The 24,013-nt window shown below is 55.7% G+C and carries 29 protein-coding genes and 1 riboswitch; of the genes, 15 read left to right on the top strand and 14 right to left on the bottom strand.

Annotation, left to right across the window (positions count from 1 at the left end; all coding sequences use genetic code 11):
• Positions 1–183 precede the first annotated feature (183 nt).
• The 3 genes from BMX91_RS04760 (at position 184) to BMX91_RS04750 (ending at position 2,777) form a co-directional block, all read left to right on the top strand.
• Positions 184–966: an ABC transporter ATP-binding protein gene (locus BMX91_RS04760; protein ID WP_092050799.1), complete on the top strand. Its 783-nt coding sequence runs from the start codon at positions 184–186 to the stop codon at positions 964–966.
• Positions 950–1,711: an ABC transporter permease gene (locus tag BMX91_RS04755; protein WP_092050479.1), complete on the top strand. Its 762-nt coding sequence runs from the start codon at positions 950–952 to the stop codon at positions 1,709–1,711. The genes BMX91_RS04760 and BMX91_RS04755 overlap by 17 nt, the downstream gene beginning before the upstream one ends.
• Before the next feature lie 64 nt (positions 1,712–1,775).
• On the top strand, positions 1,776–2,777 hold the full coding sequence (locus BMX91_RS04750) for an ABC transporter substrate-binding protein (protein ID WP_092050477.1): 1,002 nt from the start codon (positions 1,776–1,778) through the stop codon (positions 2,775–2,777).
• Between the two features lie 58 nt (positions 2,778–2,835).
• Here BMX91_RS04750 and BMX91_RS04745 read toward each other — a convergent pair whose 3' ends face one another.
• Positions 2,836–3,030 carry a PspC domain-containing protein gene (locus BMX91_RS04745; protein ID WP_092050475.1) on the bottom strand — a complete coding sequence of 65 codons (195 nt, stop codon included), beginning with the start codon at positions 3,028–3,030 and terminating at the stop codon, positions 2,836–2,838.
• 95 nt (positions 3,031–3,125) lie between these two features.
• Positions 3,126–3,617 (bottom strand): QueT transporter family protein, encoded by a 492-nt coding sequence (locus BMX91_RS04740; protein ID WP_092050472.1) that lies wholly within the window; start codon positions 3,615–3,617, stop codon positions 3,126–3,128.
• A gap of 8 nt (positions 3,618–3,625) precedes the next feature.
• A riboswitch (PreQ1 riboswitch) is annotated at positions 3,626–3,671 on the bottom strand.
• 169 nt (positions 3,672–3,840) lie between these two features.
• Between BMX91_RS04740 and BMX91_RS04735 the strand changes: the two genes are divergently transcribed.
• Positions 3,841–4,443: a copper resistance CopC family protein gene (locus BMX91_RS04735; RefSeq protein WP_092050470.1), complete on the top strand. Its 603-nt coding sequence runs from the start codon at positions 3,841–3,843 to the stop codon at positions 4,441–4,443.
• Positions 4,440–5,501 (top strand): copper resistance D family protein, encoded by a 1,062-nt coding sequence (locus tag BMX91_RS04730; protein ID WP_092050468.1) that lies wholly within the window; start codon positions 4,440–4,442, stop codon positions 5,499–5,501. The genes BMX91_RS04735 and BMX91_RS04730 overlap by 4 nt, the downstream gene beginning before the upstream one ends.
• A gap of 103 nt (positions 5,502–5,604) precedes the next feature.
• On the opposite strand, the gene BMX91_RS04725 is transcribed toward BMX91_RS04730, so the two are convergent.
• Positions 5,605–7,104, bottom strand: a complete 1,500-nt coding sequence (locus BMX91_RS04725) for a BCCT family transporter (protein WP_092050466.1) — start codon at positions 7,102–7,104, stop codon at positions 5,605–5,607.
• Positions 7,105–7,262: 158 nt separating this feature from the next.
• Positions 7,263–8,777, bottom strand: a complete 1,515-nt coding sequence (locus BMX91_RS04720; RefSeq protein WP_092050464.1) for a BCCT family transporter — start codon at positions 8,775–8,777, stop codon at positions 7,263–7,265.
• A 159-nt stretch (positions 8,778–8,936) separates the two neighbouring features.
• On the opposite strand from BMX91_RS04720, the gene BMX91_RS04715 reads away from it, so the two are divergent.
• Positions 8,937–9,848, top strand: coding sequence for a DMT family transporter (locus BMX91_RS04715; protein WP_092050462.1), 912 nt, complete (start codon positions 8,937–8,939; stop codon positions 9,846–9,848).
• A gap of 41 nt (positions 9,849–9,889) precedes the next feature.
• Here the strand turns inward: BMX91_RS04715 and BMX91_RS15715 are convergent, their stop codons facing one another.
• On the bottom strand, positions 9,890–10,051 hold the full coding sequence (locus tag BMX91_RS15715; protein ID WP_177168271.1) for a hypothetical protein: 162 nt from the start codon (positions 10,049–10,051) through the stop codon (positions 9,890–9,892).
• A gap of 169 nt (positions 10,052–10,220) precedes the next feature.
• Between BMX91_RS15715 and BMX91_RS04710 the strand changes: the two genes are divergently transcribed.
• The 4 genes from BMX91_RS04710 to BMX91_RS04700 are packed head-to-tail and all read left to right on the top strand — an operon-like array spanning position 10,221 to position 13,491.
• Positions 10,221–10,913, top strand: a complete 693-nt coding sequence (locus BMX91_RS04710) for a response regulator transcription factor (protein WP_092050459.1) — start codon at positions 10,221–10,223, stop codon at positions 10,911–10,913.
• Complete coding sequence (locus BMX91_RS15710; protein ID WP_177168270.1) at positions 10,891–11,064, top strand: hypothetical protein; 174 nt, start codon at positions 10,891–10,893, stop codon at positions 11,062–11,064. The genes BMX91_RS04710 and BMX91_RS15710 overlap by 23 nt, the downstream gene beginning before the upstream one ends.
• Positions 11,064–13,307, top strand: coding sequence for an MFS domain-containing histidine kinase (locus BMX91_RS04705; RefSeq protein ID WP_092050457.1), 2,244 nt, complete (start codon positions 11,064–11,066; stop codon positions 13,305–13,307). The genes BMX91_RS15710 and BMX91_RS04705 overlap by 1 nt, the downstream gene beginning before the upstream one ends.
• 4 nt (positions 13,308–13,311) lie before the next feature.
• Positions 13,312–13,491: a hypothetical protein gene (locus BMX91_RS04700; RefSeq protein WP_092050454.1), complete on the top strand. Its 180-nt coding sequence runs from the start codon at positions 13,312–13,314 to the stop codon at positions 13,489–13,491.
• On the opposite strand, the gene BMX91_RS04695 is transcribed toward BMX91_RS04700, so the two are convergent.
• From BMX91_RS04695 to BMX91_RS04685, 3 genes are all read right to left on the bottom strand, one after another.
• Entirely contained in the window at positions 13,488–14,282 is a 795-nt protein-coding gene (locus BMX91_RS04695; protein WP_092050451.1) for an alpha/beta fold hydrolase, read from the bottom strand. The two genes, BMX91_RS04700 and BMX91_RS04695, sit on opposite strands and share 4 nt — an antisense overlap.
• A gap of 250 nt (positions 14,283–14,532) precedes the next feature.
• On the bottom strand, positions 14,533–15,045 hold the full coding sequence (locus tag BMX91_RS04690) for a hypothetical protein (RefSeq protein WP_092050449.1): 513 nt from the start codon (positions 15,043–15,045) through the stop codon (positions 14,533–14,535).
• Entirely contained in the window at positions 15,042–15,443 is a 402-nt protein-coding gene (locus BMX91_RS04685) for a hypothetical protein (protein WP_092050446.1), read from the bottom strand. The genes BMX91_RS04690 and BMX91_RS04685 overlap by 4 nt, the downstream gene beginning before the upstream one ends.
• Before the next feature lie 123 nt (positions 15,444–15,566).
• Here BMX91_RS04685 and BMX91_RS04680 point away from each other — a divergent pair, with 123 nt between their 5' ends.
• The 3 genes from BMX91_RS04680 to BMX91_RS04670 all read left to right on the top strand — a co-directional run bounded on the left by BMX91_RS04680 (position 15,567) and on the right by BMX91_RS04670 (position 17,761).
• The gene (locus BMX91_RS04680) at positions 15,567–16,604 is read left to right on the top strand and encodes a potassium channel family protein (protein WP_092050444.1); all 1,038 of its coding nucleotides are present in this window, start codon (positions 15,567–15,569) and stop codon (positions 16,602–16,604) included.
• A 354-nt stretch (positions 16,605–16,958) separates the two neighbouring features.
• The gene (locus tag BMX91_RS04675) at positions 16,959–17,195 is read left to right on the top strand and encodes a hypothetical protein (RefSeq protein WP_092050441.1); all 237 of its coding nucleotides are present in this window, start codon (positions 16,959–16,961) and stop codon (positions 17,193–17,195) included.
• 104 nt (positions 17,196–17,299) lie between these two features.
• Positions 17,300–17,761 (top strand): DinB family protein, encoded by a 462-nt coding sequence (locus BMX91_RS04670; protein ID WP_092050438.1) that lies wholly within the window; start codon positions 17,300–17,302, stop codon positions 17,759–17,761.
• 221 nt (positions 17,762–17,982) lie between these two features.
• On the opposite strand, the gene BMX91_RS04665 is transcribed toward BMX91_RS04670, so the two are convergent.
• The 6 genes from BMX91_RS04665 to BMX91_RS04640 form a co-directional block, all read right to left on the bottom strand.
• On the bottom strand, positions 17,983–18,180 hold the full coding sequence (locus BMX91_RS04665) for a hypothetical protein (RefSeq protein WP_092050435.1): 198 nt from the start codon (positions 18,178–18,180) through the stop codon (positions 17,983–17,985).
• A gap of 48 nt (positions 18,181–18,228) precedes the next feature.
• On the bottom strand, positions 18,229–18,858 hold the full coding sequence (locus tag BMX91_RS04660) for a response regulator (RefSeq protein WP_092050433.1): 630 nt from the start codon (positions 18,856–18,858) through the stop codon (positions 18,229–18,231).
• Positions 18,855–19,973, bottom strand: coding sequence for a sensor histidine kinase (locus BMX91_RS04655; RefSeq protein WP_092050430.1), 1,119 nt, complete (start codon positions 19,971–19,973; stop codon positions 18,855–18,857). Before BMX91_RS04655 ends, BMX91_RS04660 begins: the two co-directional genes overlap by 4 nt.
• Positions 19,970–20,668, bottom strand: a complete 699-nt coding sequence (gene liaF, locus BMX91_RS04650; RefSeq protein ID WP_092050428.1) for a cell wall-active antibiotics response protein LiaF — start codon at positions 20,666–20,668, stop codon at positions 19,970–19,972. Before liaF ends, BMX91_RS04655 begins: the two co-directional genes overlap by 4 nt.
• 118 nt (positions 20,669–20,786) lie before the next feature.
• Complete coding sequence (locus BMX91_RS04645) at positions 20,787–21,437, bottom strand: PspA/IM30 family protein (protein WP_092050425.1); 651 nt, start codon at positions 21,435–21,437, stop codon at positions 20,787–20,789.
• Positions 21,438–21,461: 24 nt separating this feature from the next.
• Entirely contained in the window at positions 21,462–21,806 is a 345-nt protein-coding gene (locus BMX91_RS04640; RefSeq protein ID WP_092050423.1) for a lmo0954 family membrane protein, read from the bottom strand.
• 213 nt (positions 21,807–22,019) lie between these two features.
• On the opposite strand from BMX91_RS04640, the gene BMX91_RS04635 reads away from it, so the two are divergent.
• Together BMX91_RS04635 and BMX91_RS04630 are read left to right on the top strand one after the other, a co-directional pair.
• The gene (locus tag BMX91_RS04635; RefSeq protein WP_092050420.1) at positions 22,020–23,159 is read left to right on the top strand and encodes a thiolase family protein; all 1,140 of its coding nucleotides are present in this window, start codon (positions 22,020–22,022) and stop codon (positions 23,157–23,159) included.
• Between the two features lie 51 nt (positions 23,160–23,210).
• Entirely contained in the window at positions 23,211–23,981 is a 771-nt protein-coding gene (locus tag BMX91_RS04630; protein WP_092050417.1) for a 3-hydroxyacyl-CoA dehydrogenase, read from the top strand.
• The last annotated feature ends 32 nt before the right edge of the window (positions 23,982–24,013 follow it).

The following is a 24,013-nucleotide window of genomic DNA, read 5'->3' as shown; positions in this document are numbered from 1 at the left end:
GCCTTTCCTACATACGATGGAGTTAATTCCTATTTACAAAGTATAGTTTAAAAAAATAATGCAGGCAACTCGTCTGATTTCCAAGATGCATCCATTGACATCTTGATGTTTTGAGGTATGATTATGCTTAAAACTTAGTAATTCGATATGGATTATAATTTTAGATTAGAAGGAAGTGCAATGATGTTCCTTAAGATAGATGGAATACAAAAAAGCTTCGGAAAGGAAGGCCGGCGCGAACAGGTGCTTAAAGACATCAGCGTCGATGTCCGGGAAGGCGAATTCGTATCGCTGCTTGGGCCATCCGGCTGCGGCAAGTCGACGCTGCTGAACATCGTCGCCGGTCTGAACCGGCCGGATTCGGGTGTCCTCCAGCTGGACGGCCGCGACATCGTCAAGCCGGGCAAGGAGCGGGGCATGGTATTCCAGCAGGCGGCGCTGTTTCCCTGGCTGACCGTTGAGGAGAACGTGATGTTCCCGCTGAAGGGCATGCCTAAAGAAGAAGCGCGTGAAACCGCCAAGAAATATCTCCGTCTGGTGCAGCTTAGTCAGTATGCGGGCCACCATCCGCATGAGCTGTCGGGCGGCATGCAGCAGCGGGTGTCAATCGCGCGTGCGCTGGCAATGGATCCTGCTGTGCTCCTCATGGATGAGCCGTTCGGCGCGCTGGATGAGCAGACCCGGATGCGGCTCCAGGGCGTGCTCGAAGAGATCTGGATCGAAACGAAGAAGACGATAATTTTTGTCACGCACAGCATCCAGGAAGCCGTCCGGCTTTCAGACCGCATTATCGTCATGGGCACCCATCCTGGCCGCGTCCTGCAGGACATCGAGGTCAAACTGGAGCGCCCGAGGGAAGGCCATCTTAAAGAGATGGCAGCCTATGAGGAATCGATTCTCGGAATGCTGAAGACGGAAAACGACAAAGTCGAAGAAGAGGAACAAAACAATGCGGTTGGTTATTAAGCGTCTCGTCTTCTTCGTCTCCCTGTTTCTGATTTGGGAACTCGCTGTCCGGCTGTTCCAGGTGCCGGCAGTCCTCCTGCCGGCTCCGACCGACGTGTTCCGTGCGCTCGGCGAAATGATTGCGGACGGCACGCTGTTCCGCGACCTGGGGGCAAGCTTCATGCGGCTACTCGTCGGCCTCGCGATCGCCCTCCTGATCGGGCTGCTGCTCGGCATTCTGCTCGCGAAGTCGAAGACGGCCGACGAAACGCTCGGCTCACTTATCCTTGCGCTGCAGAGCATCCCGAGTATCGTCTGGCTGCCGCTTGCAATCATGTGGTTCGGCCTGAACGAAAAATCGGTCATCTTCATCATTGTCCTCGGTGCGGCGATCGTCATGACGATCAACGTGCGAACCGGCATCCAGAACGTCTCTCCGATTTATCTGAAGGCTGCGCAGACGATGGGCGCGTCCGGACCGGATCTGTTTTTCCGGGTCATGCTGCCGGCGTCGGTACCGTATTTCGTCACAGGTACCCGGCTTGCCTGGGCATTCGGCTGGCGCGCACTCATGGCCGGTGAGCTTCTCAGCACCGGCCCGGGACTTGGCTATACATTAAAATACGCTTCCGACTTCGGCCGGATGGACATGGTGCTCGGCATCATGATCGTCATCGGCGTCATCGGTGTCACGGTCGACCTGCTCCTGTTCCAGCGCTTTGAGCAGCAGGTCAGGGTGAAGTGGGGGCTTGAACCGTCCGCGTGACGGAGTTTGTGCGCTAAGGAATTTCAATTATTAATGAATAACCGGGTCAGGACCCGGAAAGGGGATGTTGGATTTGAAGAAATGGTGGCTTGGAGCATTGATGCTCGGCATCATCACGCTGCTCGCGGCATGCGGGGGCGGAGACAATGCAGGAGGCGGGGACAAGGAGAAGATGGTCATCGGCTACTTCCCGAACATTGACCACGCGCCTGCAATGGTCGCAAGGGAAAACGGCTATTACGAAGAAAAGCTCGGCGATGACGTTGAGCTCGAGTACATCACGTTCCCTGACGGCGGCACATTCATGGCTGCACTCAAGTCGGGAGAAATCGATGCCGGCCTCGTAGGCCCCGGACCTGTCCTGAACAACTTCTCTAACGGAGCGGAAGTGAAAGTGCTCGCGGGCGCATCTTCCGGCGGCACGGTCGTCGTCGCCAGCGAGAAAAGCGGCGTCGAATCGGTCGAAGACATGGCAGGCAAGACATTCATCACACCGGGTATCGGATGCACGCATGATGTTCAGTTTGAAACGTACCTTCAGCAGCTTGGCAACGATGAGCTTGCATCGTCCCGGATCGGCGGCTCGCTTAATCACGTGACCGGCAACCCGGCGTCCTACCAGGCGATGTTCGAATCCGGCAAGGTCGATCTTGCAGCGGTTCCTGAGCCATGGGCTTCGATCCTCGTCGACAACGGCGCGAAAGTCATCATCAGCACGGAAGACATTGCATACGGGGAAAGCCTCCCGAATACGGTCCTCGTTGCCAACAACAAACTGACGGAAGAAAAGCCGGAACTTGCGGCGAAACTGCTTGAAGCGCACAATGAATCGGTTGCGTATATCAACGACAACCCGGAAAAAGCACAGAAAATCGCGATCGACTCCATCAAAGACCTGACAAACCAGGAGATGGATGCGAAAATCGTTGAACAGGCGATGAGCCGCATTACGTACACGACGGACGTCAATGAAGCAGTCCTCAAGGAATTCGGTAACTCTTCCTATGAACTCGAGTTCCTGAAGGAAGCACCTGAATTCGACGGTCTTGTCGCGGATAAGGAATAACCAAAAAAGCGATGCCCCCGGCGGCATCGCTTTTTTCATCTCTTAGGCAACCTGACGATCAGTCCAGCTGTTTGTCCGTCGGCATCACGATGGCCGCGATCAAGTAAATCAGCCAGGTGATCCCGGAAGTGAAAAATCCGGATAGGACAGTGACGATGCGGAGGATGCTCACATCGATTCCGAACCGTTCACTAAGACCGCCAAGAACACCCGACAGCTGTTTTTCCCGTGTAGATCGGTAGAATCTTCTCATCGGATCACTCCTTCTGATTATTATACGGATGAGCACGCGTACAGTTCCCTAAACATAAAATAAAGCTCCGGCAGGCCGCCGGAGCTTTAAATGGATCAGTCTTCAATCATTCGGTTGAAGTCGAGCCGTTTGTTCAACGCATTCATGACCGGCACACCGACAATCATGACGACAAATTCGCTGATGGCGAGCGTGGCGTAGGTGAACCAGAACGGAAAGCCGAGTGCAAGCTTCAGTTCGATCGCGATGATGAACATCGTGAACGTGAAGACGAGCGTGTTGGCGACCATGCCTTTCACACGACCCTTGACGAACTTGCAGAGAACGACTGTGATCGCAAGCGAGATCAGGGAATGGGCCACGCCAAACGTCAGGTCATACCAGCCGAGCGTCGATAATAGCAGGTTCGAGATGAACACGCCGAGGACAATTCCGATCAGGTATTTCTTGTTGAATACGACGAGGTGGTTAAACATCTCGGATACCCGGAACTGGATATTCGTGAAGCCGAACGGCGCGATAAGCGCCGTGACGGCGAGGTATAATGCGGCAATGACGGCATTGACAGCCATCGTTTTGACTTTCATCTATTTTCTCTCCCCTAGTTTTGTTTTCGCGGGATGGTTACGAACCGCGCGGGAAAAAAGCCCGAAGTTCAATCTTATTACAGGTTTTTCATCAGGTCAACGGGAAAGAGTGGAAGTGCGGAAAAGCGTCCGATGGGTTTCTGCTTGTCGGATCCGGCAGTCTGTTTTAGAGTGACGTTAAGTTGCCTCAAAAAACATCAACCAACTGAAAGTAGGGGAAAGCATGAGAAAACTGTTGCTCACTATTTTATTTGTAATGATTTTGCCATCCGGGGTTTTGGCGCATTCCCATATGGAGACATCGGTGCCGGAAGACGGGGCGACGGTGACGGAACCGCTTGAAGAGATCGTACTGACATTCAGTGCCGGCATCGAGGAAGGCAGCAAGCTGGTCCTGACGGGAGGGGAAGGCGAAACGGAATTCGAGGAGATGGTCGTAGAAGGAGACCGGCTGACGGGTATCCTGACCGCTCCGTTGCCGGACGGGGAATGGACACTCGGATGGGAGGTCATCAGTGAAGACGGCCATCCGATCAGCGGCGAGCTCTCCTTCACCGCCGCGGCCGGCATCACTGCGGAGGGAGAGCAGCCTGCCGGCGGCAACGCGGAAGAGGCTGCCGGACAGGAGGAAAGCAGCGGGGAAGAAGAAATCTCTGTGGAAGAAGAGGCCGCAGAGCAAGAAGAAGCAGTCTCAGGAGAAACGGCTGATGACGTCACGGAGACTGCTGACGAAGAAAGCGGCAACGGGATGATGACAGGCGTTCTTATTGCAGTCGTGCTGATCCTGATTGCGGTCATCTTCTTCTCACTCCGTAAGAAACGATGATTGCTTATACCGCGCTGTCAGATTTCCTGCTTTATCTGGTGATGGCCTTTTTGACGGGTGCGATTGCCCTTGAGTTCGTGCCGGACGGACGGAAGCCGGAAATCCGTATCACCGGACGGCAAAAGATGGTCGCTGCCGCCTTCATACCGGTGCTGGCCGCAGCACCGGTCGTCCAGCTGGCCATAATGCTGGCACCGGCAGGGGAGCGCCTGTCCGCCTTCCTGGATATCGCTGCACGATTCCGGGCCGGACACACCTTTTTGGCGATTGTGGTTCTGGCCGTTCTGCTGATCGCGGCCATCGGCTTCAGGGCCAATGCCTCCATACAGGCCGTTCTGATGGCTCTGGCATTTATCGCCATTGCATACGGCAGCCATTCAGCGAGCACCCACGGACAGCCCGGATTGACCGGCCACGCGGTGCATCTGGCAGTGCTATCCGTCTGGGCCGGTATTTTGCTCAACATCGCCTGGCGTCCATCTGAAACGATGAACTGGCGGGCGTTTCTCCGGTGGTTTACGCCATTTTCCGTTGTGCTGATGGCCATCATTATCGGAACCGGAATATTCCTCATGCTGTTTGTCGTCAGGGCTGAAGACTATGCTTCTTCGTGGATCCTGCCCTATGGACAGATGCTTCTCCTGAAGCATCTGAGCATCTTGCCGCTGCTTGCGGCGGCAACGGTGAACGGTTTCCTTTTACGGTCGGAAAGGCCGGCGATGCATTGGCTGAAAACAGAAAGCCTGCTCCTCGGCTTTGTCCTGCTGTTCACCGCCTTCATGAGCAAGCTGGCTCCGCCCCATGACGTGAACTCGACGTTCGCCAGGGAAGGTGCAGCCCCGCTGGCCGAATGGCTTTCCGGTCCGGCGGGATCCTTAATCCGTGCCCGGTTGGATCCGAATCCGGAAGGTCTTCTGTTGCTGGTCATCGCCATGCTCCTTCTGCTATTGCTTCAGATCGGCGGCCGGCGGGAGCTTCCGAAGTGGCTGGTCGCCGCATCAGGAATAGGATTTGTAGCAGCTGCATATGCGGGTCTGATGATGGTTACTGCTTTCTGAAATCACCGGCCGATTCTGGACTAAAACAGCGGAACGCCCACTCCATCCGGGGAGCGGGCGTTCCGTTTTTTCTTCTTTGATTGCAGGCTGTGTGGTGCTGAATTTATTTTCCTTTTGCGAGCTTTTCCATCCTTCTGCGTTCTTCCTTCAGGGCCTTCAAGATTCCGATGGTCATGAGGATCATGACGAAGGAGAAAGGAAGGGCGGCGATGATGATGGTGTTCTGGATCGCCTGAAGGCCGCCGACATACAGCAGAAGGATCGCAATGGCCGACTGGGCAATTCCCCAGACGAACTTCACCTGATTTGGCGGCGTCAGTGAGCCTTTGGTCGACTGCATCCCAAGGACGAAGGTGGCCGAGTCTGCCGAGGTGATGAAGAACGAAGCGATAAGAAGAATCGCGATGACCGACAACACGATGGACAGCGGAAGCTGGTCAAACATGTTGAACAGGACCAGTTCCGACGACAACGCGCTCAAGTCTGTGCCAGAGTCATGGACAGAGGCCGCCGTCGAGCCGAAAGCTGCAAACCAGAATGAAACAAATAACGTCGGGATGATAATGACGCCAAGCAGAAATTCACGGATTGTCCGTCCGCGGGATATGCGTGCGATGAACATGCCGACGAATGGAGCCCAGGAAACCCACCATGCCCAGTAGAAGATGGTCCAGCCATCGACGAAGCTGCGGTTATCTTCGGCAAGCGGTGCGGTCCGGAAGCTCATTTCCAGCATATTCACGAGATAAAGTCCGAATGTTTCCGTGAAGATGTTGAAAATCATAAGTGTAGGACCGACCACAACAACGATGATCAGCAGAATAACTGCCAGCACCATGTTCGTGTTCGACAGGTACTTGATCCCCTTGCTGAGTCCCGACCAGGCGGAAATGATGAATAGAATGGTCACGGCCACGATGATGGCGAATTGGGAAGTGAATCCGATCTCGATCCCGAATAGGTGATTCAGCCCTGCGTTAATTTGGACAGCACCGAAGCCGAGGGAAGTCGCAACACCGAATGCAGTTGCAAAAACAGCGAGCACATCGACGACAACTCCCCATGGGCCGTTCATCTTATCACCGAAAATCGGCTTCAATGTTGACGAAATTAACCCGGGTTCGTCTTTACGGAACTGGAAGAAGGCGAGTGCCAGTGCGGTAATGCCGTACATGGCCCAGATCGGCGCGCCCCAATGCAGGTACGAATAGGTCAGGCCTTCCTTCAGGGCCGCGCCTGTACCCGGCTCTTCCGTCGGGGGATTGACCACATAATGGGAGATCGGTTCGGACGCGCCGTAGAAGACGAGTCCGATGCCCATTCCGGCAGAAAACAGCATGGCCACCCATGTGGCTGTTGAAAAGTCAGGACGGTCGGTGTCCTTTCCGAGCCGGATTCTGCCGTAAGGGCTTACTGCGACAATAATTGCGAGAATAAGGAACGCGGCAAACAGCAACAGATAATACCAGCCAAATGCCGTGGAGACAAAGGACTGGATGTTGGTTGTAACCTGTTCATACGTTTTGGGCGCGATGACGCCGAAGACAACAGTCAGTGCGATAATGGCGACAGTTATATAAAAGACATTTGAGACTTTCTTCATGATTCCCCCTATGAATAATATGGCCTGACAATCAGCTTACCACCATACCAGACTTTCGAAACAAAGGCAAAACGATTTATCTGAAATTTTTTTATTCGTACACCTCAGAAAAGCTGCCCGCTTCCCCTTTTTGTCGGAAAGCGGGCATGTTTTTGCCGTCATTTGTTACGGATCTGCTTTCCTTTTGCAAGGTCTTCCATACGGCGTCGTTCCTGTTTAAGTGCCTTGTAGGTACTGTACACCATCAGAATCAGGATGACCGAAAACGGCAGGGCTGCAATGATGATCGTGTTCTGGATGGCCTGAAGTCCGCCGACATATAAAAGAAGGGCGGCGATTCCGGACTGCGCCACGCCCCACATCAGCTTGACCTGGTTTGGCGGGGTCAGGGATCCGTTCGTTGACTGGATGCCGAGGACGAAGGTCGCCGAATCCGCGGACGTGATAAAGAACGATGAAATCAGCAAGATGGCGATGAGGGACAAGATGATCGACATCGGGAGCTGGTCGAAGACATTAAATAGTACAAGTTCTGTTGCGAGCCCGCTCAGATCGGTTCCCGAATTGTGGACGCTGGCTGCCGTTGTTCCGAAGGAGGCAAACCAGAAAATCGAAAACAGTGTCGGGACAAAGATGATGGCCAGCAGGAATTCCCGGATCGTCCGGCCCCTCGAGACACGGGCGATGAACATGCCGACAAACGGTGACCAGGAGATCCACCATGCCCAATAGAAGATCGTCCAGCCTTCAACAAAGTCCCGGTTGTCCCCTGATAGAGGAGCGGAGCGGAAACTCAGCTGGATCAGGTTCTGGAAATGGGTACCGAGTGTTTCCGTGAACAGGTTCAGGATCATCAGTGTCGGGCCAACAATGACTACGAAAATCAGCAGAAGCACGGCGAGCACCATATTCGTGTTGGACAGGTACTTGATCCCTTTGCTGAGGCCTGACCAGGCGGAGATCATGAACAGGACGGTCACGACCGAGATGATCGCGAACTGCGCAGGAAAGCCGACTTCTACGCCGAATAGATGATTCAAGCCCCCGTTAATTTGTACAGCACCGAAGCCGAGTGACGAAGCGACCCCGAATGCGGTAGCGAAAACGGCGAGCACGTCGACAGCGATTCCCCAAGGGCCATTCATCTTGTCGCCGAAAATCGGCTTCATTGTTGCAGAAATTAAACCGGGTTCATTTTTGCGGAACTGGAAAAAGGCAAGCGCGAGAGCAGTAAGGCCATACATGGCCCAAGGAAGAATACCCCAATGCAGATAGGTCGACACCAGGCTGTCCTTAAGGGCGGCTTCCGTGCCGGGTTCTTCTGTAGGCGGATTTACAGCGAAATGAGTCAGCGGTTCGGCTGCCCCGTAGAAGACGAGCCCGATTCCCATGCCGGCGGAAAATAGCATGGCCAGCCAGGTCGGTGTTGAGAAATCAGGACGGTCGGTGTCTTTCCCGAGCCGGATCCGTCCGTACGGACTCAGCGCGAAAAACAGCGAGACGAGTACCAATGCGGCCATGAGAAGCAGATAATACCAGCCGAAATTGGTAAGTATAAAGGCCTGGATGTTGCCTGTGGCCGTTTCATACTGTTCCGGCATCACAACGCCGAACAGGACCGCCATGGCAATCAAAGCGAGAGTGATATAAAAAACTTTCGTGACTTTTTTCATGGTTCCCCCTTATCAAAACGATTTATTATGAACACAGTTACCCACCCTAACAAAATAAGAAACCGATTGCAAATGGGCAACAGGCAAAAAGGCTGGTTCGTACGGCCGTTCGGTTGTGATATAGTCATATCAGAATAATGGGATAAAGGAGGGGTCGACTTGAATTTGCTGCCGTTTATCAGTGTGCTGATTGGCGCGATTTTGTGGGGGACAACAGGCACGGCTCAGTCCTATCTTCCCGAAAGCGTCCATCCGCTGACTGTTGGAGCGCTCCGGCTTGCCGGCGGCGGCCTGATCCTCCTGTTTTTCGCAATCGCGATGCGCCGGGTGAACTTCGGTGAGTGGCCATGGCGGGCGACGCTGGTCGCAGCTGTCGCGATGGCGCTTTTCCAGCCCTTTTTCTTCGGTTCAGTCCGTCTGACGGGTGTCGCGGTCGGTACAGTGACGGGTATCGGCAGCGCGCCGGTGTTTGCGGGACTGATTGAATGGATCATCCTGAGACGCCGGCCATCCAGGAGATGGGTGATGGCCACAGTGCTTGCTGTCGCAGGATGTGCACTCCTGCTTCTGACAGGCGATGACGTTTCCGTCAATCCGTCAGGTGTCCTGCTGGCCTTGGGTGCCGGGCTGACATTTGCCGTCTATTCGATGACCAGCAAGATCGTGCTGGAATTTGCGAATCCCGCCGCGGCGGTCGGTGTCGTCTTCACGATCAGCGCATTGCTGCTGTCACCATTCCTCTTCATCTATCCGTTGGATGGCCTCCGGTCCCAGGAAGGAATCTCGGTCATCGTTTACATCGCGGTCGCCGCGACGGCGGTCGCATACTTGCTCTATTCCTCCGGCCTGAAGGAGCTGCCGGCAGCAACGGCAGTCACGTTGGCGCTTGCCGAGCCGCTTACCGCAGCGATCCTTGGCGTCGCGATTGTCGGCGAAGAACTGAACTTCTTTGCGTGGATGGGTGTCGGTTTGCTGCTGGCGGGGCTCATCGTCCTTACATTCGGCAAGCGCGGTACGGATGAGGAGCGCACACCGTACTTCCGCAAGCAGATCCGCGAGGAAAAGGAATAGTCGTTGTAAAAAAGGGCAGCCGTCCCGGACGGCCGCCCTTTTCAACTTTCTTCTTTTTTAGTGCTGCGGGGTTTCTGTTTTTTCGCGGCGTCATTCTGCCCGATGACACCCAGGTCATCGATGCTGATGTCATAGCCGTAACCGTATTCCTCGCGGTTTTTCGTGCTGCCGGGCTTGTTGTGCTCTTTCTTATTTTTGCTCATGATGCACCTCCACTTCCAGAATGCCCGGGGAGGGAATGTTTCATTCATCGGTGCCGCCGGGTGAGGACCTGCTCCGCATTTCTTCCTTAAGAAAATCTTCATTTTTCCCCTTTATTTTTCTTCAGTTTTCCGCGGTACAATAAAATCAACATGAAAGGGGCGGCTCTTTATGGAACGGTTTAAGGTGCTGGTCGTCGACGATGACAAGGAAATCCGGGACGGCATCGAAATTTATCTGAAGAACGAAGGCTACGATGTGCTCAAGGCGGGCGATGGATCGGAAGCGCTCCGGCTTCTGGAGGAAAATGAAGTGCATCTGATCATCCTCGATATCATGATGCCGGAAATGGACGGCATCCAGGCGACGTTCCGCATCAGGGACTCGAGGAACATCCCGATCATCATGCTGAGTGCGAAGTCCGAAGAGACGGACAAGATCCATGGGCTGTCGGTCGGGGCTGACGACTATGTGACAAAGCCGTTCCACCCGATGGAACTGATGGCGCGCGTGAAGTCGCAGCTCCGCCGGTATGTCCGTCTGGGCACGTATACAGACACGGGCGGCGAAACCCGTGTCGGCGGGCTGACGCTGAATCCGGAGTCCAAGGAATTGCTGGTGGACGGTGAGCCGGCAAAGCTGACACCTATCGAATATCGGATTACCGAATTGCTTATGCAAAATGCCGGACGGGTGTTTTCGATCAATGACATCTATGAGCGGGTGTGGAACGAACAGGCGTACAACGCCGACAATATCGTCGCCGTCCATATCCGGAAAATCCGCGAGAAGATCGAGGCAGACCCGAAAAATCCGAGATACCTGAAGGTGGTGTGGGGCATTGGCTATAAAATCGAAAAGTGACATCTGGCTATCCGTCATTGCTTTGGTGCTTGCGGCTGCTAGCCTCATCTACTGCTCGGGATTTATCGCGGACTTTTTCGACAGCCGTGGTGTGGACGCGGCGGAGACGATCGCCCGGCTCCGTAATGTTCTGAAAGGAAGTGTGCTCTGATGCCCAAGGGTAAGTGGACACAAGCCGTCTGGCTGGCGCTTGCCGCATTCGTTTTGTTTTCCGTGATGGTGCTGATCGAGGCGGGGCCGCGGATCATCGGGAAGTCGTACACCGAGACCGAGGAATTCCGGAGCAGCATGGACTTCTTCTACAACCAGATTGGGCCGTACGTCCTGAATCCGGTCGAGCCGGAAGAGGCCAAGAAAAGCATCGGGGTCACGGAAGAGGAGATGGATGAACACCGGTACCGTTTCGGAAACCTCGAAGATCAGCTGGCGTCGATCAGGGACCAGTATGAAGGCAGGATCGGTGCGGCGGAGAGTGCGGACGAAAAAGAGACACTTGCTGCGGAGCGGGACGAAAAGCTTGAGGACATCCGGCAGAACTTCCTGGATGACGAACATGTCGCGGAAAAGGTCCGCGCTGAAAAAGGCCGTGTCATCGATGAGTATATGAAGACGCTCCGGGAGAACCGGCCGTCGTTCGAGAACCATGTGCGCCATGTCTACTACGAGCTGACAGACACGGCAACCGGCAAGACCTATACGAGCGGCAATATCCGTGAAGAAGCGGCTTACAAACGGACATTCAACGAGAAAGACGGCTATCTGCGGGCGTCACAGATTACGGGGGACCTGGACTATACGGGTGAAGCAAGCAGCCTGATTCCGGATGAAGTGAAAACTTTCGAGGGAACGGTGATTGTCCCGAAGTCTGTGCTGAACGAAGCGGCGGGCCGGGGGATCAGGGATGAGGTTTATCTGAATGATGACCAGCTCGCCTGGGGGTATACCGTGTTCAAAGCGGAACAGCGTGCGTATGTGGGGGTCTGGCTGGCGGGACTTCTTGCCCTTGCGCTCCTGCTTACCGTGTTCCGGCTCCGGCCTTCGGTCTGGAAAGGGAACGCGCTGTCGCAGAAGTTGGAACGTTTCCCGATTGATGTGTTGACGGCGGCTGCAGCAGTTGCATCGCTCATCGCGCTCACATTCGCTGAATATATGAAAGAAACCTTCATGAATTTTGTTCATCATACAGGCAGTTTCATGTACTCGGAACTGGCCGTCAACGCAATGTTCTTCGCGCTGGCGCTTGGTGTCGCAGTGTTTCTGATCCTTCATGTTGTCCGGCGGTTTTCGGACAGCGGACGGATCGGGCAGGATCTGGAGCGTGCCTACATCCGGAGAGCCGCGGATGATCTGCGGGCGTTCTTTTTGAACCGGAAACTCGGTACGCAGGTGATGTTCCTGCTCGTTGTGATTTTCCTTGCCGGCCTTGGATTCGGGGGCGTCTTCCTGTCGTTTATGCTGGGGCTCAATGTCGGCTTCGGACTAAGTGCCATCTGGCTGTTCCTCTTCTTCACGGTGGCCCTGCCGGTGCTGTTCTTCATGATCCGGCGGACCGGTTATCTGAACCGGATCATTGATGCGACCGGCCGGATGGCGGCAGGCCGCCTGGCCGAAGAGGTTCCGGTAAAAGGAACGAGTCTGTTCGCAAAGCATGCTTCGGACCTGAACCGGCTCCGGCAAGGCGTCCGGCTATCCATGTCCGAACAGGCAAGAAGCGAGCGGCTCAAGACAGAGCTGATCACCAATGTCAGTCACGACCTGCGCACGCCGTTGACCTCGATCATCACCTACACCGATCTGTTGAAGAAACCGGATCTGACGGCCGAGGAACGTGCGGAATACGTGGATGTCCTCGACCGCAAATCCCAGCGGCTAAAGACGCTCATTGACGACCTGTTCGACGTCTCCAAAATGGCGAGCGGCAATGTGGAGCTGAACCGCCAGCGCGTCGACCTCGTGGAACTTGTCCGGCAGGCGATTGCAGAATACGACGAGGAGATCGCAGCGTCCCCGCTCGACTTCCGGGTAAGTATCGCTGACGGCCCGCTCACGGTGTCGGTTGACGGCCAGAAATGGTGGCGCGTCATCGACAACCTGATCCAGAACGCGCTTAAGTATGCGATGCCGGGCACGCGGGTGTATGTCACGCTGGACGAAGCGAGCGAAGTGTCTCAGGAAGTCCGCTTCACGATCAAAAATGTTTCGAAGTATGAACTGGGTGACAATGCGGATGAACTGTTCGAACGCTTCAAGCGCGGCGACGCCTCCCGCCACACCGAAGGCTCCGGTCTTGGCCTTGCCATCGCGCAGTCGATTGTCGACCTGCATGAAGGCCGGATGACGATCGAAATGGACGGGGACCTGTTCAAGGTGACGGTTGCCGTTCCGAGAGCGTGAGGGGATGAATGACGAAACCGGTGCGGCGAATGACGAGATTAAAACCCTGAATGACGAGATTGCGCAGCCGAATGACGAGATTATCGCCGTGAATGACGAAATTAAGCGGCGGATAGTGGATTCAGAAGACGCACGACAAGGAAAAGCGCTCCTGCAGGTGGCTCTGCAGGAGCGCTTTTCCTAGTTCTCGGTGCTTCTAATAAACCTTCTAAGTAGCTTGTTAAACTTGTCATGTTCTTCCCAGAAAAGACCATGACCGCTGTAGTGAAACGGAACAAGCTGTGAATTCTTTATTTGCCGGTTAAGATCCTGGGCTTGTGCATAAGGGATCACCTTGTCGTGAACACCATGAACAATTAAGGTTGGGGCGTGGATCTTTGGCAAATCGGAATCAAGCTTTTCATCTCGCAATGTAATGATGATCGCTGCCGTTGACCAGCCTGCTGCCTGAAAGCCCAATTGGAGAAACCACTCAGAGAATGGAGGTGTAATGTATTGGAAGAAAAAGTTCTCTGTCACTTCCCGCATCATCTTGGGACGGTCATTTAGCGCCTGATTAAGGAACCTGGCTGCAGTCTCTGAAGAAAATCCTGTAGGAGCGGCAGCATCAATCAGGACAAGGTTGGATACACCGTAACCATGATGACGGGACATATACCGAATCGCAATGGCTCCACCTGTGGAGTGACCCGCAAGAGTGAACTGATCCAATTGAAGTGCATCCACCACTGCACGGATATCATCCGCCAGCCGGTCAAAACCGTATCCGCTTATTGGCTTATCTGACTTTCCGAATCCTCTCCAGTCAATTCCGATACAGCGGAAACCCTTATGGGGAAGAACGTTAAATTGATATTCAAACTGCTGATGGCTTAAAGGCCAGCCATGCAGGAAGACGATCGTCTTACTGCCCTCAGGATTAATATCTTCAACATATAATTTTACACCCGGTTCAACAGAAACATAGTAGCCCACACCGATTCCCCCTAATAAAGCATTCCAAATAAGGTATTCATTTGGGCAAATGATGTGACTGCCTATTCCTCAGATCGCATATCAGTATGTTTTCTGGGGCAAGCCGTGTTTTTCTTTAAATACAAAGATTTGATTGAAGGATGTACGGTCAGGAAAGAACACGCTCATCATCTGCAGGGATGAAAGATGGATGGGCAAACTCTCGCCCTTATAAAAGGAGCTTTCGGCATCGGGCCGAAAGCTCTTTTTCTTATAAGATGGCCTGCAGCAGGGCAGGAAAATCACCCGGCAGTTCCTTCATGTAGACGATGAACATGAAGAAGAGCCAGACAAGTGCAGGAACCGCAAGGCTCTTAAGGGCAGCGGGCCATCCGGGTTTCGGTTTTTTCCTGAGCAGCCGGTCCGCTATGAACCCGAGAAGGGCCGCCGCCACGCCGTAGCCGAGAGCTACCAATCCGAATGCGGCATGCAGTACGCCGGAAATCACCGGCTCAGCCCAAGGCTTCCGGAATCCGCGCGAAAGGCGCGCCGCAAGAAAGTCTGCAAGCAGTGATGCCGGCACGCCGACCAAAAAAATGACCGGGAAGCTGTACATCAGGTAGATAGGGACGGTCAGCGTGAAGGCATTCAGGAAGCCGCCGGGTGTTGCCGGGAATTCCCCGAACGGATCTGGTGTGAGGAGGCCGAGGAGGACGGCGAATACAGCGCCTGCCAGGGAGGCGGCGATGATTTTCCGTCGGAGCGGCCCGCCTGCAGCCGTCATTCCGCTTCCTCGATGATCAGGCCGTCGTCACTGAACACCGCGTGTGCCCAATCCTTGCCCTCTTCCAGCTCGACGGGCTTCGTCTGCCTTGCGCCGATTCCGGTCCCGTCCGTGCTGACTGACAGTGCGAATGCAGTCGTTTCTTTCCATTCCCCGGGCTGTATATCGAACCAGATGACTTCACCATTCTCAAACTGGCTGCCGTCTGCGTTGACCACATTTTCACCCGGCACCTTCTCGCCGTTTTCATAGCGGATCAGCTGGACGTGACGGTACTGGCCGCCGGTCTGCATTTCCACCGATAGGCCGCTGCCGTGGTCCGCGGCCGTTTTCGGCGCGCCGCAGCCGGAGAGCAGTAACATCATGGCAACTAAAGCGGCCGGCACGAGTTTTTTCATCGGCCATCCCTCCCAAGTCTGTGTTTTCCAATAATAGGACGGACGGTCCGCCCGAGGGTTGCGGTTATCGGCACGTCTCCCGGGGTAAAAGGAAAAGACCAGACCCCGGAAAGAAGGATGATTATGTTCAGGAAAAAATGGCTCGACATTCCGACCGGCTACCGGCGGCTGCTATTTCTCAGTTTGTTAGTCGTCCTCTTGGTCGGGGTCGGGGTTGTCGGGTTCATGCATTACGAGAGCCTGTCATTTTTCGATTCCCTATGGATGACGATTATTTCGGTCATGACGATCGGCTATGGGGACATGTATCCCGTGACCGATGAAGGCCGGCGTTTTGCGTTGCTGATCGTGCCGTTCGGTGCAGGAGTTGTAACGTACGGGCTCGGCACCGCTGCGTCGTATCTGATTGAAAAACAGCTGTCTGAGAAAGTGTGGGATAAGCAGATGGATCATGAAATTGATAAGCTCGAGGACCATATCATCGTATGCGGATTCGGCCGCGTCGCCCAGCAGGTATACCGTGAACTGCGCAATATGGAAGAGGAACTGAAGGTTTTGTACATACATGACAACGAAGACGAGCTTCTCGAGGTTGTGGACCAGGGAACGCTTCGTCTGATCGGCGATCCGACGGACCGGGACATTCTTGAAAAGGCGCGAACGGACAAGGCCCGCGGGCTGATCGCTGCTCTCGACAGCGACGCGGATAATGTCTTTATCACGCTGACGGCAAAAGGGATGAGCGACGATATCGAGGTCGCGGCCCGCGCCGAGAAAGAAGGTTCCGAGGAAGTGCTGAAGCGTGCAGGGGCCACCCGTGTCATCAACCCCTCAAGCATCGGCGGCCGTGAGCTTGCGCTGTCCGTCGTGAGCCCGTCCGGCATTGATTTTATCAATGACCTCATGATGGCAGAGAAAAAGGAGTTCGTCGTGGGCGAGGTCGTTTTGGGAGAAAAGTGTCCGCTTACCGGAAAGTCAGTGGAATCATCGAACCTGCGCCGGGAGTTCGGCATCACGCTGCTCGCCATCGGAAGGGAAGAAGGCGTCCTCAGCAACCCTGACCCCGATGAGGAGTTCAGGGTGGGGGACAAGCTGATCGTCGCCGGCAATCAGGAAAGCATTGCTTCGCTCGACGGGAAAGTGAACGGGATTATTGAATGATGCATTTCACGTCATCAGGGTCCTTTTGTTCATTTCCGGAGCTGCAGGTTTAAAGGGCTGTGTGGAAAAGGAATAGTCTAACACGATTTCCCGTCTCCCTGATGTCGGTTTATTGAGTTTCCGTAAATTTGAAGTTTTAGGCAGGAATTTAAATGGAAATCACGAAAAGGATAATAACAAGTCAGGTGATTGCTGCAGACAGGGGAGACTGGGAACAATCCGGCTCGCCGCCCGTCAATTTCCGGGCCCGGCCGGGGCATCCGGCGTGTCGCCGGTAAGGACGGACATCCGTCCGCCTAATCATCCAAGGACTGACGGCTTGCAGCCAGGTCAGCCGGGAAAGGAGCGGAAACCATGACTAGACATGAAAACTATCCGAACGCGCGAGACTATGATCCGCAGCGCGGGGATCGCAACGAAGGCGAACTGCCGCTGGCCGACCCTTCCGAATCCAACTCGACTGACGTCTTCCGTGAAAACGAAAATGAAGACGTCGGCAAAGGAGAGCCATCCGCATTCGAGGGTGACGAAGGCCTTGATAAAGGCTATAACGACACCGCCCCGAATGAACGGTATCCGGGTAAAGAATAAATCAAAGCCGCTGACCCGTCACGGTCAGCGGTTTTGTATGTTTCAGTTCAAAAAATCCTGCGGTTCGTCCACAATGGAGACAGTACCATGAAGGAGGAATTCAGATGGCAACAATTAAACAGATGAAATTCGCGCGAGGCTATACACTCGGCCAGCTTAAACAACTGGAAGGGGCAGACTGGGACAAGCTTCACCCGGGCTTCAGCAACAACGTCCGCTGGAACGCGGGCCACATCTTCGTCTCACTCGAGAACTTCACGAAGATGATCAATCCGGACTTTGAGATCGTCCATCCGGAATGGGTCGGCCTGTTCAACACAGGGACCAGCCCGGAAGGATGGGGCGAAGGCGTCCCGTCTAACGAAGAGATTCTGAGCGCGCTAAAGGGACAGACAGACCGCATCGCAGCAGCGCTTGACGGCCAGCTTGAGGGCCAGCTCGGCCACCCGCTTGAGATTGCCGGGCACAATATGGACACAGGGGAAAAACTCCTGCAGTTTTCCGTCTGGCACGAAGGCGTACACGGCGGCATCCTGAACGCCATGGTACATTTGTCGAAAGCATAATTGAATACGAAAAAAAGCCGCTTCCGGCAGGGGAGCGGCTTTTGTTATGCAGCGGGGGGAGAGTTTCGGGACATACGTGGAGGGGACCGAGACATTCATGAAGAGTTTCGAGACATTCGTGCAGCGAATCGCGACACTCAGCGTGACAATCGCGACACTCAAACTGCGAATCCCGACACTCGCACGCCCATTCGCGACACTCAAGCCGCGAATCCCGCCACTCACTCTCTGCGCCCGCCGCCTCTCCGCCGTATCCAGAAAATCACGAGCGCGCCGGCGATGCCGATGACCGCGATGATGATGACCATCATCCACCGGAACGGAAGCGCGGGGAGGACGATATTGAGAAACAGGATGACGGCGATCAGCAAGATGACCGCCACCGGGATGAATGCGGAATTCTGGTTGTTGTTGTTCAATCACATGCACCTGCTTTCCGCGGCCGGCAAAGACGTCCGCGGATTTTCTTATTCTGCGAGGCCGTTCTGGTAGGCGTAGACCGCGGCCTGTGTGCGGTCGTCGACGCCGAGCTTTGAGAGGATGTTCGAGACATGCGTCTTGACGGTCTTGAGGGCGATAAAGAGTTCGTCTGAGATGTCCTGGTTCGTCTTGCCCTTCGCGATCAGCAGGAGGATTTCCATCTCCCGAGCGGTCAGTTCGTCATGCGGCGCGCGCTCCGTGCCGCGCATGCGCTGCATCATCTTCGTCGTCACTTCGGGCTCGAGCACCGTCCGGCCGCCAAGCGTGTCGCGGATGGCATCTGCGATGCGCGACGCCTTCGACGTCTTCAGGATGTAGCTGGACGCGCCGGCCTCAAGTGCCGGGTAGACCTTGTCATCGTCGAGAAAGCTTGTGACGACCATAATCTTCGCCTCAGGCCATTCCTTAATGATGGCGGCCGTCGCCTCTGCGCCGTTCATCTCCGGCATGACCATGTCCATCAGGATGATGTCCGGCCGCAACTGGAGTGCGAGGTCGGCCGCCTCGCGCCCGTTCGAGGCCTCGCCGACCACTTCCATGTCCGGCTGCACCTGAAGGTAGGCAGATACGCCGATTCGCACCATTTCATGGTCATCCGCGAGCAGTACACGGATCATCTCGATTCCTCCGTTTCTTCAGATGGTGTTGCGGCCTCCGGCTCGATTTCCTTTAGTGGAATCGGAGCGGTGTCCGCTTCTTTTTCCGGCTGGCCGTCTTCTTCGGGGCGGGTCACCGGAAGCTTCACTTCGACAATCGTTCCCTGCGAGGGCACTGAGACGATCTTGCATGTGCCTCCGATTTCAATGGCGCGTTCGCGCACATTGCGCAGGCCGTAGGAGCCGCTTTTGCCGTCGCCGTCCCGGAACCCGATGCCGTTATCCTGAACGCGGAAAATCGCTAGTCCGTCCCGCTCGACGAACAGCACATCGAGTTCGGTCGCTTTTGCGTGGCGCAGCGTGTTCGACAGTGTTTCCTGGGCGATCCGGAACAGATGGTCTTCGGCTCCCTTGGACAGCGGAACGTCCTCTATGCGCCCGCGGATCGTAAAGTGGACCTTTTCATCCAATTCGTGAAGGAGGCCGCGGAGCCCTTCCGAAAGTGTCTTGTTGTTGAGCGGTGCGGGGCGCAGATGGAGGAGCAGCGCCCGCATCTCGAGCTGTGCCTGCTGAACGGTTTTTTCGACCTGTTCGAGCGTGCGCGAGGGGGCGCCGGTCTCTGCGCGTTCCCGTTCCGCCATCGCGGACAGGAGCATCGAGGCGGCGAAAAGCTGCTGGGAGACGGAATCGTGCAGCTCGCGGGCAAGCCGCTGACGCTCCTGCACGAGCCGTTCCTGGACCATCTGCTCCTGGTTTTCCGCCCGCTTGTCGGAAATCTCCTTCAGACGTTCGCGTTGTGTTGTGAGAAGTTCCTCCACTTCACCGACTGCCCGCTCGGTGGGACCCGGGAGTTTACGCTGCTTTTTGCCGGGTGCCGTCTCGAGCAGGCCATACAGTCGCTGTTCGACGGCGCGGATGTTCGTGCGGATGATCCCGGACGCCCAGAAGGCGAGCATCCATCCGGCCGCAATGGAGCCCGCAACGATCCAGACCGCAGCCGGGAGGCCGTATTGCTCCTCTTCGATCAGGAACCACCAGTCGTCATCCGGCATGCCGAGAAGCAAGAACACAATCCCCGCCGAGATGGCGAGGAACAGAGTGGAAAGGGTGACGGCGCGTGTGATCAGGTGCCTCATTTGCGCGACACCTCCAAGTCCCCGAGCCAGGAGGAGACTGTGATGATCAGCTCCGCAGCCGGGCGCTCTTCCGTCCCGTAGCCGTCTTGCATATGGAGCTGTTCATTGAAAATACGGTTCTGGTGGCGGCCGAACAGCCGGGAGTCGCCGAGAAGTGAGGTGTAGTGGACGCGTACGGGAATTTCATACGGCACGTCGATCTTTACCTTGCCGATGCCCTGCCGGATCGAGATGAACGACGTCCCTTTCGGAAGCACGGTTTCTGTCACGTCAACATGGATGTCGCCGAAAATCCCCTGGATGTGGACATCTTCCCACTCGTAGGAGCTGAACGGCGTCGATTGTACGGAAAACAGCCGGTTTTTCAGGATGCCGTTCGGAGTTTCTTTTCTGGCATCCCGGAGCGGCCGGGTGATCTCCTCTGCCGGTACGCCTTTCCACAGGCTGATGAAAATGTAGGCGAGCACGGCGAGAATGAGCAGCCGGAGGCTCCAGAGGGAGAGGATCGCAATCCCGAGGAAGAATAAACCCGTCCAGAGGATCCATTTATTGCGGTGGCGGAAGCCATAATACGCCAGCCATCCGCCGAGAATGACAAAGATGATGTTGCCGTCTCTGAAAAAGGCGGCTTCAATGAACACGAGCAGCACGAAGCTGATCACGATAAACCGGAGCTGGTCGGCCGATGGATGCATGGCGGGTTCCTCCTTTCGGGTGGTTTTAGTTAAAGCGGACATGTATATCCGCGTAATGCACAAAAGAAGGGGGAGGTCCCCCTTCCTATCTTACAAAATCCAGGCGCTAATGTCCCTGTCAGACCGTTTCTTTGTCGGCTTTTCCTGTGTTTTCTGCCTGTTCGATGATCGCAAGCGCGTCCAGCCGGCGCTCCATCGTGTCATGGCTGTGTTCTTTCTCGATCTTGTCGCCGAGCTGCTCGACATACGCCTTCATCTCAGTGTAAGGTGCCATCCCGCTGCTTTCATCCTGGATAACGCGGTCCATGCGGCGGTGGGCACGCGTCACGTTTTCCTTGCCCATCAGCTGGAGCTGGCGCACTTTCATGTCCTTGATCTTGTGCTTCATCTCTTCATACTTGCGCTCAAGGCCGATCAGTTCGGCATCCGTTTCGGCAAGCGTGCGGTCGAGTTCGTCGACGCGGTTGCCATAGGCGCGGATTTCGTCCTGGGCGAAGGCGACCAAGTCTTCAACGCCCGCTTTCTCGGCAATCCCAAGCTGGTTGCGGCGCTTCTCAAGCATGGTTGCCGCTTCTTTCCGCTCTTTCTCAAGCTCTTCCTTCAGTTTTGCCTGACGGTCAAGCAGCCGGCCTGTTGCTTCGGTCTGCTTTTCCGCCTGGCGGAGATATTCATTCAGAAGGGAGACGGGGTTCTTTTCTTCCTTTTTGTCCAGCACCTCATGAAGATCGGCCTGGACTGAGTATTTGATGCGGTTGAACAGTGAGTTCATAACGTTTTCCTCCTTGTTGGGAACTTATTTCGTGATGTTCTTCCATTCGCGTTCGAAATTGGCGAACGGGTCGCCGTCTTTTTCGAACAGGACGGCTTCACGGGCATTCCACTTCTGGTACACATACCAGAGAGCTGCAATTGCGAGCAGGCCGATGAATGCCGGGATGTTGCCGATGGCTGTCAGAAGGCCGATGATGCCGACCGCTGCCCAGCAAAAGCGTGCGAAGTCGGAAGTGCTCCGCTTGTAGTAGTGGTAGCCGGCATACATGATGGCGGCTGAGATGGCGAGACCGATGATCGCGCCGAGGTTGGCAAGGACGGTGATCCCTGCGACGATTCCGATGGTGATGAGAAGAAATTTCTTCAAGGTTTCCGCCTCCTTTCGTTGTTAACCTTATTGTAGTCGGGGACAGGGTTTTTCCGAACGGACCGGATGTTGATTTCCGTCTAGGTCCGGAGGCTGATTTTCACTCGGACCGGCAAGTCGATCCGGACGCCGAATGATATGGACGATGAGAACGTTTTCATGATACGATTCTTTCAAGAATAGTCTTTCTATTGTGATAAAGGGGGAGAGAGAATGAGAGAAGTCGTGATTGTCGAAGGCGTGCGTACGGCAGTCGGCCGGCGCAAGGGGGCGCTGTCGGAAACACGTCCTGACGAGCTGGCGGCGGTTGTACTGGAAGAACTGGTGAAGCGTGCGGGTGTCGGGAAGGACCGGGTGGAAGATGTAATCCTCGGCTGCGTGACGCAATCCGGGGAACAGGGCGGCAACATCGCCAGGACCTCCGCTCTGATCGCGGGATTCCCGATCGAGGTGCCGGGCGTCACGATCGACCGCCAGTGCGGATCCAGCCAGCAGGCGGTACACTTCGGCGCGCAGGCGATTGCCGCGGGCGATATGGACATCGTTATTGCAGGCGGCGTCGAAAGCATGACGCGCGAGCCGATGTTTTCGAATGTCGGGGACGCCAGGCCGAGCGAAAAGCTGACCTCCCAGTACGAGATCATCAACCAGGGCCTGTCTGCTGAGCGCATCGCAGAAAAGTGGGGCATGAGCCGCACGGAGCTGGATGAATACAGCGCGAGAAGCCACGAGCGCGCATTTGCGGCAATCGGAGAAGGCCGGTTCAGAGATGAGGTTGTACCTGTGGAAACGGCGGACGGCAACGTGTTCGATACGGACGAAGGCCCGCGGGAAGGCTCGACTCCGGACGTGCTCGGAGGGCTCAAGACCGTGTTCAAGGAAGACGGAGTGATCACGGCGGGTAATGCCAGCCAGATGAGCGACGGCGCATCTGCGGTACTCCTCATGTCCCGAGAAAAGGCGGATGAGCTCGGACTCAAGCCGAAGGCCAGGATTGTCGCGCGCTCGGTTGTCGGATCCGATCCGACACTGATGCTGACGGGACCGATTGCTGCAACGGAGAAAGTACTGAAGAAAGCCGGCCTCTCGATCGGGGATATGGACACCTATGAAGTGAACGAAGCTTTCGCGCCTGTCCCGCTTGCCTGGCTCAAAGAAACCGGTGCGGATCCGGAAAAGCTGAACGTCGACGGCGGCGCCATCGCACTCGGCCATCCGCTCGGCGCAACAGGAACAAAACTGCTTGTCACACTCATGAACCGCCTGGATCGGACCGGCGGGCGATACGGACTGCTTGCGATCTGCGAAGGCATGGGCATGGCCAATGCCACAGTCATTGAACGAATTGATTAATAATCATTAATTACACCGAATGAGCATTCAGTCAGGTTAGGGGGATTTGAGTTGGACATGAACAATGTGAAGGCGATCATCACCGGCGGGGCGTCAGGTCTTGGCGGTGCGACCGCAAAGCGGATCGTCGAAGCCGGCGGCAAGGTCGCCATCTTTGATCTGAATGAAGAAAAGGGCACGGGGTACGCGGCTGAGCTTGGAGAGGGTAACGCCTTCTTTTATGAGACAGACGTCGCCGACGGGAAAGCCGTTGAGGCGAACGTGGCGGCGGCAAAAGAAGCGATGGGCGGACTCAACACCGTCGTCAACTGCGCCGGCATCGGCACGCCGGGCAAGCTGATCGGCAGGAAGGGTGTCCATCCGCTTGAGCAGTTCGAGCAGGTGATCCGCGTCAATCTGACCGGCACCTTCAACGTCATCCGGCTTGCCGCGGACGCGATGACGGACAATGAGCCCGGCGAGGACGGCGAGCGCGGCGTCATCATCAACACCGCTTCCGTCGCCGCCTTCGAAGGCCAGATCGGCCAAGTCGCCTACAGCGCGTCCAAAGGCGGCGTCGCCGGAATGACGCTCCCGATCGCCCGCGAACTCGCGGCATACGGCATCCGTGTGATGACGATCGCCCCGGGCCTAATCAACACGCCGATGTTCGACGGCCTGCCGGACAGCGCGCGCACCGCGCTCGAGCAGACCGTGCCGTTCCCGAAACGCCTCGGCCAGCCGGAAGAATACGCCCAGCTCGTCGAATCGATCGTGACAAACCGCATGCTGAACGGCACCGTCATCCGCTTGGACGGCGCCATCCGGATGCAGCCGAAGTAAGGGGGAGTTGGGTTGGAGGGAGCGGACGCGGA

Origin of the sequence: Bhargavaea ginsengi (genome assembly GCF_900109165.1) — a bacterium.
Classification (GTDB): domain Bacteria; phylum Bacillota; class Bacilli; order Bacillales_A; family Planococcaceae; genus Bhargavaea; species Bhargavaea ginsengi.
This window is presented reverse-complemented; position numbering and strand designations above follow the sequence as displayed.

What these genes read in the sequence shown, in the direction of transcription:
- BMX91_RS04700 (WP_092050454.1), top strand. Translation starts at nt 13,312, where the DNA reads ATGAATGACGAAACCGGTGCGGCGAATGACGAGATTAAAACCCTGAAT.
- BMX91_RS04675 (WP_092050441.1), top strand. Translation starts at nt 16,959, where the DNA reads ATGACTAGACATGAAAACTATCCGAACGCGCGAGACTATGATCCGCAG.
- BMX91_RS04680 (WP_092050444.1), top strand. Translation starts at nt 15,567, where the DNA reads ATGTTCAGGAAAAAATGGCTCGACATTCCGACCGGCTACCGGCGGCTG.
- BMX91_RS04690 (WP_092050449.1), bottom strand. Translation starts at nt 15,045, where the DNA reads ATGACGGCTGCAGGCGGGCCGCTCCGACGGAAAATCATCGCCGCCTCC.
- BMX91_RS04655 (WP_092050430.1), bottom strand. Translation starts at nt 19,973, where the DNA reads ATGAGGCACCTGATCACACGCGCCGTCACCCTTTCCACTCTGTTCCTC.
- BMX91_RS04645 (WP_092050425.1), bottom strand. Translation starts at nt 21,437, where the DNA reads ATGAACTCACTGTTCAACCGCATCAAATACTCAGTCCAGGCCGATCTT.
- BMX91_RS04735 (WP_092050470.1), top strand. Translation starts at nt 3,841, where the DNA reads ATGAGAAAACTGTTGCTCACTATTTTATTTGTAATGATTTTGCCATCC.
- BMX91_RS04670 (WP_092050438.1), top strand. Translation starts at nt 17,300, where the DNA reads ATGGCAACAATTAAACAGATGAAATTCGCGCGAGGCTATACACTCGGC.
- BMX91_RS04740 (WP_092050472.1), bottom strand. Translation starts at nt 3,617, where the DNA reads ATGAAAGTCAAAACGATGGCTGTCAATGCCGTCATTGCCGCATTATAC.
- BMX91_RS04745 (WP_092050475.1), bottom strand. Translation starts at nt 3,030, where the DNA reads ATGAGAAGATTCTACCGATCTACACGGGAAAAACAGCTGTCGGGTGTT.
- BMX91_RS04755 (WP_092050479.1), top strand. Translation starts at nt 950, where the DNA reads ATGCGGTTGGTTATTAAGCGTCTCGTCTTCTTCGTCTCCCTGTTTCTG.
- BMX91_RS04750 (WP_092050477.1), top strand. Translation starts at nt 1,776, where the DNA reads ATGTTGGATTTGAAGAAATGGTGGCTTGGAGCATTGATGCTCGGCATC.
- BMX91_RS04635 (WP_092050420.1), top strand. Translation starts at nt 22,020, where the DNA reads ATGAGAGAAGTCGTGATTGTCGAAGGCGTGCGTACGGCAGTCGGCCGG.
- BMX91_RS15715 (WP_177168271.1), bottom strand. Translation starts at nt 10,051, where the DNA reads ATGAGCAAAAATAAGAAAGAGCACAACAAGCCCGGCAGCACGAAAAAC.
- BMX91_RS04725 (WP_092050466.1), bottom strand. Translation starts at nt 7,104, where the DNA reads ATGAAGAAAGTCTCAAATGTCTTTTATATAACTGTCGCCATTATCGCA.
- BMX91_RS04710 (WP_092050459.1), top strand. Translation starts at nt 10,221, where the DNA reads ATGGAACGGTTTAAGGTGCTGGTCGTCGACGATGACAAGGAAATCCGG.
- BMX91_RS04730 (WP_092050468.1), top strand. Translation starts at nt 4,440, where the DNA reads ATGATTGCTTATACCGCGCTGTCAGATTTCCTGCTTTATCTGGTGATG.
- liaF (WP_092050428.1), bottom strand. Translation starts at nt 20,668, where the DNA reads ATGCATCCATCGGCCGACCAGCTCCGGTTTATCGTGATCAGCTTCGTG.
- BMX91_RS04705 (WP_092050457.1), top strand. Translation starts at nt 11,064, where the DNA reads ATGCCCAAGGGTAAGTGGACACAAGCCGTCTGGCTGGCGCTTGCCGCA.
- BMX91_RS04685 (WP_092050446.1), bottom strand. Translation starts at nt 15,443, where the DNA reads ATGAAAAAACTCGTGCCGGCCGCTTTAGTTGCCATGATGTTACTGCTC.
- BMX91_RS04720 (WP_092050464.1), bottom strand. Translation starts at nt 8,777, where the DNA reads ATGAAAAAAGTCACGAAAGTTTTTTATATCACTCTCGCTTTGATTGCC.
- BMX91_RS04660 (WP_092050433.1), bottom strand. Translation starts at nt 18,858, where the DNA reads ATGATCCGTGTACTGCTCGCGGATGACCATGAAATGGTGCGAATCGGC.
- BMX91_RS04760 (WP_092050799.1), top strand. Translation starts at nt 184, where the DNA reads ATGTTCCTTAAGATAGATGGAATACAAAAAAGCTTCGGAAAGGAAGGC.